Annotated in this window: 13 protein-coding genes; 6 read left to right on the plus strand and 7 right to left on the minus strand. The window is 70.1% G+C overall.

Annotation, left to right across the window (positions count from 1 at the left end; translation table 11 throughout):
- Positions 1-21: 21 nt before the first annotated feature.
- Positions 22-1,965, plus strand: coding sequence for an ABC transporter ATP-binding protein (locus tag DJ74_RS13895; protein ID WP_094522306.1), 1,944 nt, complete (start codon positions 22-24; stop codon positions 1,963-1,965).
- Positions 1,966-2,008: 43 nt separating this feature from the next.
- On the opposite strand, the gene DJ74_RS13900 is transcribed toward DJ74_RS13895, so the two are convergent.
- Positions 2,009-2,341, minus strand: a complete 333-nt coding sequence (locus tag DJ74_RS13900) for a hypothetical protein (RefSeq protein WP_094527623.1) — start codon at positions 2,339-2,341, stop codon at positions 2,009-2,011.
- 113 nt (positions 2,342-2,454) lie between these two features.
- Between DJ74_RS13900 and DJ74_RS13905 the strand changes: the two genes are divergently transcribed.
- On the plus strand, positions 2,455-3,240 hold the full coding sequence (locus DJ74_RS13905) for a creatininase family protein (RefSeq protein ID WP_094527624.1): 786 nt from the start codon (positions 2,455-2,457) through the stop codon (positions 3,238-3,240).
- Between the two features lie 12 nt (positions 3,241-3,252).
- Here DJ74_RS13905 and DJ74_RS13910 read toward each other — a convergent pair whose 3' ends face one another.
- From DJ74_RS13910 to DJ74_RS13915, 3 genes are all read right to left on the minus strand, one after another.
- The gene (locus DJ74_RS13910; RefSeq protein WP_094522303.1) at positions 3,253-3,666 is read right to left on the minus strand and encodes a DUF5790 family protein; all 414 of its coding nucleotides are present in this window, start codon (positions 3,664-3,666) and stop codon (positions 3,253-3,255) included.
- Between the two features lie 177 nt (positions 3,667-3,843).
- Positions 3,844-4,005 carry a hypothetical protein gene (locus DJ74_RS19255; RefSeq protein WP_170938268.1) on the minus strand — a complete coding sequence of 54 codons (162 nt, stop codon included), beginning with the start codon at positions 4,003-4,005 and terminating at the stop codon, positions 3,844-3,846.
- 106 nt (positions 4,006-4,111) lie between these two features.
- Positions 4,112-4,918 carry an aldo/keto reductase gene (locus DJ74_RS13915; RefSeq protein WP_094527625.1) on the minus strand — a complete coding sequence of 269 codons (807 nt, stop codon included), beginning with the start codon at positions 4,916-4,918 and terminating at the stop codon, positions 4,112-4,114.
- Positions 4,919-5,102: 184 nt separating this feature from the next.
- On the opposite strand from DJ74_RS13915, the gene DJ74_RS13920 reads away from it, so the two are divergent.
- Both DJ74_RS13920 and DJ74_RS13925 read left to right on the plus strand, forming a co-directional pair.
- Entirely contained in the window at positions 5,103-6,794 is a 1,692-nt protein-coding gene (locus DJ74_RS13920) for a methyl-accepting chemotaxis protein (RefSeq protein WP_094527632.1), read from the plus strand.
- A complete protein-coding gene (locus DJ74_RS13925; protein WP_094527626.1) occupies positions 6,791-7,570 on the plus strand; it encodes a bacteriorhodopsin in 780 nt (259 codons plus the stop codon). The genes DJ74_RS13920 and DJ74_RS13925 overlap by 4 nt, the downstream gene beginning before the upstream one ends.
- Positions 7,571-7,598: 28 nt before the next feature.
- On the opposite strand, the gene DJ74_RS13930 is transcribed toward DJ74_RS13925, so the two are convergent.
- Positions 7,599-8,660, minus strand: a complete 1,062-nt coding sequence (locus tag DJ74_RS13930) for an Lrp/AsnC family transcriptional regulator (protein WP_094527627.1) — start codon at positions 8,658-8,660, stop codon at positions 7,599-7,601.
- An 81-nt stretch (positions 8,661-8,741) separates the two neighbouring features.
- The gene (locus DJ74_RS19260) at positions 8,742-8,900 is read right to left on the minus strand and encodes a hypothetical protein (protein WP_170938267.1); all 159 of its coding nucleotides are present in this window, start codon (positions 8,898-8,900) and stop codon (positions 8,742-8,744) included.
- 347 nt (positions 8,901-9,247) lie between these two features.
- Between DJ74_RS19260 and DJ74_RS13935 the strand changes: the two genes are divergently transcribed.
- Positions 9,248-10,372, plus strand: a complete 1,125-nt coding sequence (locus DJ74_RS13935) for an anthranilate phosphoribosyltransferase (RefSeq protein WP_094527628.1) — start codon at positions 9,248-9,250, stop codon at positions 10,370-10,372.
- 144 nt (positions 10,373-10,516) lie between these two features.
- Entirely contained in the window at positions 10,517-10,666 is a 150-nt protein-coding gene (locus tag DJ74_RS19265; RefSeq protein ID WP_170938266.1) for a hypothetical protein, read from the plus strand.
- 129 nt (positions 10,667-10,795) lie between these two features.
- On the opposite strand, the gene DJ74_RS13940 is transcribed toward DJ74_RS19265, so the two are convergent.
- Positions 10,796-11,452 (minus strand): NAD+ synthase (locus DJ74_RS13940; protein ID WP_094527629.1); only part of this gene is annotated, 657 nt, incomplete at its 5' end.

Here is an 11,452-nt window from a genome sequence, read left to right on the forward strand (position 1 = left end):
GCGATACGATATGAAACGGTAATGAGTAGCGTCGAATGGGAAGAAGACGACCCCTTCGAGGAACAACGGGACAAGATCGATAACCCGATGAAACGCCTGTTCCTCGAGTACGGTCGCGACTACCTCCCGCAGGTCTCCGTCGGTGTCCTCGCCAGCGTCTTCGCGCGGCTCCTCGACCTCCTCCCGCCGCTTATGCTCGGTATCGCCCTCGACGCGATCTTCCGCGGCGAGGCCCCGTTCAACGAGCAGATCCCGCTCGTGTTGCTACCGGACGCGTGGCTCCCGACCGCGCAGACCGAGCAGTTCTGGTTCACGATCGCGGTGCTGGCCGGGGCGTTCCTCTTCGGCGCGGGGTTCCACTGGATCCGGAACTGGGGGTTCAACGCGTTCGCGCAGAACATCCAACACGACGTCCGGACGGACACCTACGACAAGATGCAGCGGCTCAACATGGAGTTCTTCTCTGACAAGCAGACCGGGGAGATGATGTCCATCCTCTCGAACGACGTGAACCGGCTGGAGCGGTTCCTCAACGACGGGATGAACTCCGTGTTTCGCCTGTCCGTGATGGTGGTCGGGATCGGTGTCCTGCTGTTCTGGATCAACTGGCAGCTCGCCTTGGTCGCGCTGCTTCCGGTCCCGATCATCGCCGGGTTCACCTACCTGTTCATCAAGACCATCCAGCCGAAGTACGCCGAGGTGCGGTCGACGGTCGGCAAGATGAACTCCCGGCTGGAGAACAACCTCGGCGGTATTCAGGTGATCAAGTCGTCGAACACCGAGCCGTACGAGTCCGACCGCGTCGACGATGTCTCGATGGACTACTTCGGCGCCAACTGGGACGCGATCACGACCCGGATCAAGTTCTTCCCGGCGCTCCGCGTGCTCGCCGGGATCGGCTTCGTGATCACGTTCATCATCGGCGGACTGTGGGTGTTCCAGGGTCCGCCCGGCCCGTTCTCCGGCGAGCTCTCCGAGGGGATGTTCGTCGTCTTCATCCTCTACACCCAGCGGTTCATCTGGCCGATGGCGCAGTTCGGGCAGATCATCAACATGTACCAGCGCGCCCGCGCCTCCTCCGCGCGGATCTTCGGTCTGATGGACGAGCCCTCGCGGCTCGCCGAGGACCCGGACGCCGAGGAGCTGGTCGTCGACGACGGCGACGTGGTCTACGACGACGTGAGCTTCGGCTACGACGAGGAGACCATCGTCTCCGACGTCGACTTCGAAGTCGAGGGCGGCGAGACGCTCGCCTTGGTGGGCCCGACCGGCGCCGGCAAGTCCACGGTGCTCAAGCTCCTGCTCCGGATGTACGACGTCGACGACGGCGCCATCCGGATCGACGGGCAGAACGTCCGCGACGTGACGCTCAAGTCGCTCCGCCGGTCGATCGGCTACGTCGGCCAGTCGTCGTACCTGTTCTACGGGACCGTCCGCGAGAACATCACGTACGGCACGTTCGAGGCGACCGACGAGGAGGTCCGCGAGGCCGCGAAGGCCGCGGAGGCCCACGAGTTCATCGAGAACCTCCCGGACGGCTACGACACGATGGTCGGCGAGCGCGGCGTGAAGCTCTCCGGCGGGCAGCGCCAGCGCGTCACCATCGCGCGGGCGGTCCTCAAGGACCCCGACATCCTCGTCCTCGACGAGGCGACCTCGGACGTCGACACCGAGACGGAGATGCTGATCCAGCGCTCGCTCGACCGGCTTACGGCCGATCGGACGACGTTCGCCATCGCGCACCGGCTCTCCACGATCAAGGACGCCGACACCATCCTCGTGTTGGAGGGCGGCGAGGTCGTCGAGCGCGGGACCCACGGGGAGCTGCTCGACAACGGGGGGCTGTACGCCCACCTCTGGGGCGTGCAGGCCGGCGAGATCGACGAGCTCCCGCAGGAGTTCATCGACCGCGCGCAGAAGCGCACCGCGCGCCTGATCGAGGACGCGGAGACCGACGACGACTGAGGCGGGACGGGCCGAAGCGCCCCGACGCCTCCCCTCGGGCCGCTCACGTCGACAGCTGACTCCAGTCGTCGGCGCCGTCGGCCTCGCTCTCCTCCCCGCGCTCTCCCGCGGTCGGTGTCTCCCCTCTCGGCTCCTCGCCCAGCGCGTCGAGGATCGCGTCGCGCACCTCGCGCGGCTCGTGGAACCGCGTCCGCTCGCACCGCTCCAGCGTGGTTTCGAGCCGCTCGCCCCCGCTCCCGGTCTCCAGCTCGAAGCCGCCGTACTGCTCGATCAACTCCGCGACCGACACCGGATAGGCGTGCTCGCGAAGCGCCCGCTTCAGCGGTCCGAACGTCACCCCCGCCGTTCGACCGCGGTCTTCGTTCTCATTACTCATGAGGTGACTGTCATCGCGGATCGAAATAACTCCCGGGGCGACTCGCGGTCCGTTCGCGGTCGATCCCCTCGTCCGACCGTCGGCTATACGGCGCGTCCCGTCGAAGGGACCGCATGCGACTCACGGACGCCACCTGGACCGACGTGCGCGACGCCGACGTCGACGTCGCGTTCGTCCCCGTCGGCAGCACCGAACAGCACGGCCCCCACGCGCCCCTCGGGACCGACACGCTTGACGCCGTCGCGGTCGCGGAGGCCGGGGCGGCGGCGTACGAGGAGACGGAAGGCGAATCGGCGGACGGAGACGCGACGGAGGGCCCCGGCGATACCGCCGGCGAGGTCGCGGTCGCCCCGCCGATCCCCGTCGGCGTCGCCGAGGAGCACCGCGCCTTCGACGGGACGATGTGGGTCTCGCCGGACGCCTTCCGCGCGTACGTCCGCGAGGCGGCCGAATCGCTGCCGCACCACGGGATCGACCGGATCGTGTTCGTCAACGGCCACGGCGGCAACGTGGCGGCGCTCGCGGAGGTCGCCCGGCGATTCTCCCGGGAAGACGCCCACGACGGCTACGCCGTCGCGTTCACGTGGTTCGAGGCGGTCGGCGAGCACGGGGCCGACATGGGCCACGCCGGCCCGCTGGAGACGGCGCTACTGCGCGCGACGAACCCCGACCTCGTCCGCGAGGACCGCGTCGCGGCCGCGGGCGAGGGCGCCGCCGACCGCTGGGGCGAGTGGGTCTCGGGCGTGAACCTCGCGCACGACTCCGACGAATTCACCGAGAACGGCATCGTCGGCGACCCGACCGCCGGCGACGCCGAGCGCGGCGAGGAGCTCCTGAGCCTCGCGAGCGACGCGCTCGCGTCGCTCACGGCGGCGGTCGTCGAGCGGGAGTCCGAGTGAAAACGGGGGACCCTACTCGTCGCCTTCCTCGGCGGCCTCCGCCGCGTCCTGCAGGGCCCCGCGGATCGCGGGGACGGTGCCGGTGAGCGAGGCGACCTCCTCGGCGGCGCTCTCGATGTCGCCGACGAGCGACTCCAGCTCCTCGATCTCGGCTTTCAGATCGTCGGCGTCCTCGAAGGCGTCGGCGCGCTCCCCGAGCACGTACGCCTTCTTCGCCGACCGGACGGAGCCGATCGCGTCGCCGACGTCTAGGGCGGATTTGAGCCCGTTGAGGGTGCCGAGCACGTTGTCCGCGTCCGTCTCCCACACGTCGTCCGCGTCGGGGAGCTCCGCCCGAGCGGCCGCGAGGTGCTCTTCGACCTCCGCGCGCGTCTCCGCGGCCGCCTCCCCGAACAGGTCGTCGTCGTCGAACGTGGACTGGGCCATACCCGTCACGTCGTCCCGACGCCTTTTAAAAACGCGCCCGAAAGCGGAAGTGAAATCGCGACGGACGGGACGTCAGGGTCGCGGTTCGGTGCGAGGCGGCGTTCAGTTCCGCCTCGGGCGACGGCGGGGGCTCGGCGACGTCGCCGCGGCGATTCCGTCGCGACCGCCGCGCCCCGCTCAGAGCCGAACGAGGAGCTCGAACGCGATCAGCGCGAGCAACAGCGCCGTCGCGCCGGCGAGCAGGGCGAGCGCGCGGAGCCATCCGGCGACCCACTCCGCGCTCGGCGTCGCGGCGAGCAGCGCCGGCCGACCGGCGGGATCGGTCTCGGGGTCGGTCACGGTGTTGGCGTCGACCGGAACCGACGTAAAACCGACTATGAGAGGGTCGTAGCGGTGGGATCGGCTCCGGACGGCTATATACCGAACCGGCCGGGAGGTCCTCCCGTCACCCGTGATTCCACGGCGCCTCGTCGAAGTCGACGACTCGATCCTCGCGGTCGAGAGCGTCGATCCGCTCGACGTCCACGGGATCGAGGTCGAGGTCGCGCGCCGCCCAGTTCGCCTCGACGTGATCGGCGCTCGCGGCCTTCGGGATCGGCGCGACCCGCTCTTTCGAGAGCAGCCAGGCGAGGCTCACCTGCGCCGGGCTCGCGTCGTGCTTCGCGGCGATATCTCGCAGGACGTCCACGTCGGCGACTCGGTTGCGCGCGATCGGCGAGTACGCGACGAGCCAGTGGCCGTGCTCGACCGCGAGCTCGCGAAGCTCCGGCTGGCGGAGCAGGGGGTGGCACTCGACCTGGTGGGCGAACACGTCGTGGTCGAGCCGGTCGATAGCCGCCTCGAGCTGGTCGGGACGGAAGTTCGAGAGCCCGATCCGGTCGGCGACGCCCTCGTCGACGAGGTCGTCGAGGGCGGGCAGCGTCTCGTCGGGGTCGTAGGTGTTGATCGGCCAGTGGACGTACAGGATGTCGATCGAGTCGACGCCGAGCCGGTCCCGGCTCACCCGCGCGGTCGCGGTGGCGTCGTCGTACGAGAGGTTGTCCGTCGAGAGCTTCGTCGCGACGAACAGGTCGTCGCGATCGACGTCGGTGCGGTCGATCCCCGCCGACACCGACGCCTCGTTGTCGTACCCCTGCGCGGTGTCGACGTGGCGGTACCCTGTCTCGACCGCGTGGGCGACCCCGGCGACGCACTCCTCGCCGTCCGCCAGCTTGTACGTCCCGTACCCGAGCCGATCGAACGCGTCGGACATACCTGCCCGGGGGGCGCAATCCCTGTGAACGTACCGGTCCACCTCGTTCCCCTCGATCTCGGGTCGGCGTCGGGCCGCCCGTCGGTCGACGGGGTCTCCGACCGACTTCGCGCCGCAGGGTTCTCATGATTGATATTTTTGCCCAAGTTATTATCCTGATGCTTTCCCTGTGGATCGATACATCATGCAAGAGGGACCGTTCTCCGGCGTCCGGTCGAGCTACGGCGCGAAGCTCGCGTTGTCGCTGATCGGCGTCACGGGGATCTCAGTCACGTACGGGGCCGTCGTCTACCTCCGGACGGAGGGAATCGGCGCGGTCGGCGCGGAGATCCGCTCCGGCCTCATCGGGATGACGCTGCTGACGGTGATCGGGCTCGCGCTCATCGGCGTCACGGTCGGGTCGAACACGGTCATCTCGCTGCGCCAGCTCACGACGAAGGCGGAGCGGATGGCCGAGGGCGACCTCGACGTGACGCTCGAGACCGGCCGGACCGACGAGATCGGTCGGCTGTTCGAGGCGTTCGACGCCATGCGCGGCTCGCTCCGCGCCGAGATCGACGACGCGGAGACCGCCCGCCGGGAGGCCGAGGAGGCCCGCCGGGAGGCGACGCAGCGAGCCGAGACGGTCGAGCGCAAGGCGACCGAGTACGAGTCGGCCATGCGGGCGCTCGCCGACGGCGACCTGACCCAGCGCGTCGACACCGAGAGCGACAACGAGGCGATGGCTCGGGTCGGCGCCGCCTTCAACGAGATGGCCGACGAGCTGGAGGGGACGGTGGCGTCGGTCGCGACGGTCGCCGAGGACACCGCCGACGTCGCCGGCACCGTCGACGACCGCACGGAGAGCCTGCGGGCGACGACCGGGACCGTGAGCGAGGCGGTCGAGGAGATCGCCGAGGGGGCGCGCACCCAGCGCGACGACCTCCAGGCGGCGACCGACGAGGCGGAGAACCTCGCGTCGTCGGCCGAGGAGGTCGCCTCCACCGTCACCGACGTGGCCGAGACCGCGGAGCACGCCGCGGCGGTCGGCGAGGAGGGACGGGAGGCCGCGGAGGAGGCGCTCGCGGAGATGGACGCGGTCGAGGAGACGACCGCGGAGACGACCGCCGAGGTCGAGGCGCTCGCCGCGGAGGTCGAGGAGATCGGCGAGGTCGTCGACACCATCTCGGAGATCGCCGAGCAGACGAACCTGCTCGCGCTCAACGCGTCGATCGAGGCGGCCCGGTCCGGCGCGGAGGGCGCCGGCTTCGCGGTCGTCGCCGAGGAGGTGAAGGCGCTCGCCGAGGAGACGCAGGAGTCCGCGAGCGAGATCGAAGCGCGGATCCACTCCGTACAGGAGCGCGCGGAGACGGGCGCGAACGCGATGGAGCGCACCGAAGAGCGGATCTCCGCCGGCGTCGAGACCGTCGAGACGTCGATCGACGCGCTCGAACGGCTCGCGGAGGCCTCCGAGCGCACCGACACCAGCATGACCGAGATCACCCGCGCCACGGAGACGCAGGCCGACTCCGTGGACGCGGTCGTCGGCCACGTCGAGGACGTCTCCGCGATCAGCGCGCAGACCGCCGGCGCGGCCGGCGACGTCACCGGCGCGGTCGACGAGCAGGAGCGGACCCTCGGGGCGGTCGAGACCGCCGCCGAGTCGCTCTCCGACCGGGCCCGCAGCCTGCGCGACGCCGTCGGCGGCTTCGAGTTCACGGCCGACGACGCGCTCGGAGGGGGCCCGGAGCCCGCGACGGCGACGGCGGTCTCCGACGGCGGGACGGCGGGCGGCGGCGACCCCGGAACCGACGGCGGGGGAGACGACTCCGCCTTCGACTTCTCGTCCGGCGCGCCCGACGACGGCGCCGCCGGGGAGGGAGGTGACCCGAGATGATCGCCGACACGACGATATGGGCGTGGCTCGGCGTCCTCGCGATGGGCGCGGGCACGGTCCCGCCGCTGTGGGCGTGGCTCACGGGGTCGTCCGAGACCGGCGAGTCGCACGCGCGGTACTACGCCACTCTCACCGGCGTCACCGGGGTCGCGGCGCTCGCGTACCTCGCGATGGCGCTCGGCTTCGGCGTGCTGTCGACGCCCGGCGGCGACCTCGAGGTCGCCCGCTACGTCGACTGGCTGATAACGACGCCGCTGCTGATCCTGTACCTCGGGCTGCTCGCGCGGCCGTCGCGCCGGCTGCTCGCCGGGCTGATCGCGGTCGACGTGGTGATCATCGCCGGCGGGACCGCCGCGGTCGTCACCGCCGGCACGCTCTCGTGGGCCCTGTTCGGCGTCGCCGCGGCGGCGTACGCCGCGCTCGTTTACGGCCTGCTCGCCGCGCTCCCGCGCTCGGCGTCGGCCGAGGGGGACCGCGTCCGCGCCGTCTTCGGGACGCTCCGGAACATCACGGTCGTCCTCTGGACGCTGTACCCAGTCGTGTGGGTGCTCGCGCCCACCGGGCTCGGGCTCCTGACGGGCTCCACGGAGATGCTCGTGTTCGTCTACCTCGACGTCGTCTCGAAGGTCGGTTTCGTCGTCGTCGCGGTCGCCGGCGCGGACGCGCTCGATCGGCTCGGCGCGGGGAGCGGGCTCGACGCCGGCGTCCGCGGCCGCGGCCGCGACGCGCCCGGCACCGACACGGACGGCTCGTCGCCGTCGCTCGGCGACGACTGAACCGACTGAACCCCGATAGACCCCTTCCTCACTCCTCTTCGTCGGCGACGAGGTCCTCGTACTGCGCGCCGGTCTGTTTCAGCGTCTCCGTGGAGTAGAGCCGCTCGTGGTCGAACGGGAGGTGCTCGGCCGCCAGCTCGTCGATCTTCGCGTCGACCGCCTCGGCCTCGCGCCCGTGGATCATCGTGAACAGGTTGTACTCCCACTCCTGTTCGGGCCGGCGCGGGCGGTGGTAACAGAGCGTGACGTACGGGAGGCTGCCGACCGCCTCGCCGCGCTCGTCGAGCTCGTCGTCGGGCACGTCCCAGACGACCATGCAGTTGTTCGTGAACCCGGTGACGACGTGGTTGACGACGCAGCCGATCCGCTTGATACAGCCGTCCGCGAGGAGGCGATCGACCGCCGCGAGGACGTCGTCGAGGGGGGCGTCGATCTCGGCCGCCACGTCGGCGTAGGGGGTCGCCGACAGCGGGAAGCCGTCTTGGATCGCCAGGAGGAGATCGGCCTCCAGCGCGGTCAGGTCGCCCCGGGCGTCCTCCGAGATGCGGGTGGCGGAGACCGCCGTGTGGTCGAGCGACTCGCGCGCGAACCGGTCCCCGTTCACCACGGGGAACTCCAGGTCGATGTAGTAGTCTGTCAGCATCGGGAGGGCCAGCACCTCGCAGCCGGTCCGATCCTCGATCTCCGCGAGGATCGCGTCGCGCGTCTCGCGGGAGCCCGCGGTGACGACGAACCACTGGTTCCACTCGTGGTCGCGACGATAGTTGTGGTTCACCTGCCGGTAGCCGTTGATCACGTCGGCGATCTCGTCGAACCGCTCCTCGGGCGCCCGCACCGCCGCCAGCGTCGACGAGCCGATGACGGGCGGATTGAGCACCGCGCCGAACCGCCGGAACACCCCCCGCTCGCGGAGGTCGCGGACGCGGTCGAGCACCGCCGCGGCGTCGACGTCGACGCCCGTCTCGGCCGCGATCTCGCCGGCGACCCGCTCGAACGGGCGCGACTCGACGGGGAAGTCGCTCTGGAACTCGTCGATGAGCACGGCGTCGACCGAGTCGATGTCGGCCCGCCAATCGGCGTCCAAACTCATTGCGTTCCGTTGGGACCGCGCATACCTACCGGTTTCGGAGGTGGTCAGCGGTTCCGGGAACCGTCGGTCGTCGCGGAGGAGTCAGTCGTCAGCGGGGGCCGCCCCGGGCGCCGGCGCGAACGCCCGGGCGCTCTCCTCCAACTCCGCCGCCGAGCAGCCGCCGACGGTGGCGGCCTGTTCGAGCGTCAGAGTGCGGGCGCGATACAGCGTGAGTGCGGTGGCCACGGATTTGGACGTCATCGGGAACAATTCTTTACTGGATGGACATACATATAACTCTAACGCTTATCTTGGTGTGTTACAAACTCTAGTGACGATAGAGTACTTAGAATGTACAGTGTAAGAAGAGAAAACACAACGATTGGTGGTTTAGTGTGTGTGATTCAGTACCACGGAACCGGAGAGAGACGGTCGCGTCGGTGGGCTCGTCGCTCGCGCGCACTCGCCGGGCCTGCACCCGCCGGGTCCGCTCTCGCCGGGCCTGCACTTGACGGGGCCGCTCTCGCCGGGTTCGATCTCGGCCGGTCGGTTCCCACCGCACGGGAGCCGAGCGAGGGACTTTTCGTCCGAGGACCCGAACGACGCGTATGGCTCAGGCGACTCAGGAGTTCGGCGACTGGCCCCTCAAGCGGCTGATGACCGAGGTCTGCGGCTCCGGCCACAAGTCGGCCGACGACCTGACGCGCGCACAGGCGACCGAGGCGTTCGAACGCATCCTCGCGGACGAGCCCGACCCGACGACGCTCGGGGCGTTCTGGCTCGCGAACCGCTGGAAGCGGAACACGCCCGAGGAACTTGGCGCGTACGTCGACGTGATGTGCGAGCGCGTCGAGTACGCCGAACCCGACGCCGACCCCGTCGACTGCGGGGCCAACTACGACGGCAAGGGGCGCTCCGCGATCCTCGGCGTCGCGGCCGGGGCGGTCGCGGCCGCCGCGGGCACCCCCGTCGTCGTCCACTCGGGCGACCGCGTCCCCACGCAGAAGCAGGACGCCTACAAGCACGTCTTGGAAGAGCTCGGCGTCCACACCGAGTTGACCCCCGCGGACTCGGCCGACATGGTCGACGAGACCGGCTTCGGCTTCTACTACCAGCCCGCGTTCAACCCCGCGATCGACGACCTGTTCGACCGCCGGGACATGATGGGGGTCCGCACGTTCGTCAACACGATCGAGACGCTGGCGAACCCCGCCGGCGCGTCCGTCCACCTCGGCTCCTTCTACCACCTCGCGTTCGCGAAGAAGGTGGTCGACACGTTCGTCGAGAGCGAGTTCCACGACCTCGACCGCGTCCTGATGTTCCAGGGCATGGAGGGGTACGACGACGTGCGGCCCGGCTACACCAAGGTCGCCGAGTGGGACGCGGCCCCCGCGAGCGACGGCGAGGGAGCGAGCGCGGACGACGGCGACGCGGCCGGCAGCGAGGGCGCGTCGTTCGACGACTTCGAGATCGAGACCGCCGAGTACGGGATGGACCTCGAAGAGGCGGACCTCGCGGTCGACGACGTCGCCGTCGACTCCGCGCGGATCACGGAGGAGGTGCTGTCCGGCGAGCGCGACGACGCCTTCGCCGACGCGGTCGCGGTCAACGCCGCGCTCCGGATCTACGCCCGCGAGGACGCCGACTCGATCGAGGAGGGACTCGACGCCGCCCGCGGGGCCGTTGACGACGGCTCCGCGCTAGCCGTGCTCGAAGACCTGCGAGCGTTCTGACCGCCCCCCGTCCCCCGGCGGCCGGCGTTTTGGGCGTAATTTGGGCCGGAGTTCGGAAAGCCCACTTAGGTGTTCGTGACCAACTCTCACACGCACAGAACACCATGATACACGACGCCACCTCGCACGAGGGGAGCCCCTGCCATGCCCACGTGTGAACACTGCGACGCGCACGTCTCCGACCGGTTCGCCCGCGTGTTTTCGGACGCGCGCGGCCGGATCCACGCGTGCCCGAACTGCTCGGCCAACGCCGGTATCGCGGAGGTCACGAAACAACGGGCGCACGACGCCTGAACGGCCCGCTCTCCGTTCCGACTCCCTCCGCTTCGGCCCGCTCTCCGCTTCGGCCCACTCTCCGCTTCGGCCCGCTCTCCGCTCCGGCCCGCTCTCCGCTCCGGCCCTCGCCGTCCCCGCTGACGCCGCTTACCGCTCCGGAGCCGGCGGCATCGACCGCTTGTGAGCGCTGCGATCGTGGAGCTCGACGACGCGGTCGACGGCCTCGGCGGGCACGTCGAGCTCGCGGACCGTCGCCGCCCGGGAGAGCCCGCCGTCGACGTGGACGGCGAGGATCGCGTCGACGGTGTCGTAGTCGAGGCCAATCTCCTCCGCGTCGGTCTGGCCCTCCCACATCCCCGCGGTCGGCTCCTGCATCACGAGCTCGCGCGGGACGCCGACGTGCGCCGCCAGCTGCCGGACCTGCTGTTTGTAGAGGTTCCCGATCGGGTTGCAGTCGACCGCCTGGTCGCCGTACTTCGTGTAGTAGCCGGTCATCGCCTCCGCGCGGTTCCCCGTCCCGAGCACGACCCGGTTCTCCGCGTTGGCGACGAGGTAATTGAGGACCGCGCGGGTCCGGACGTACACGTTCCCGGCCGCCGTCTGATCGGCCGCGGCCTCCGGGAATGCGTCGAAGAAGGACTCCGCGATCGGCTGGATCTCGACCACGTCGTACTCGATCCCGAGCTCGTGGGCGACGCGCTCGGCGTCGGTCATCACGTCCGGGTCGTTCACCGCCGAGGGCATCGTGATCCCGTGGAGCCCGTCCTCGGCCTCTCGGGCGGAGTCGATTCGACGCTGACCGCC

The organism is Halorubrum sp. Ea8 (genome assembly GCF_002252925.1).
Lineage (GTDB): Archaea > Halobacteriota > Halobacteria > Halobacteriales > Haloferacaceae > Halorubrum.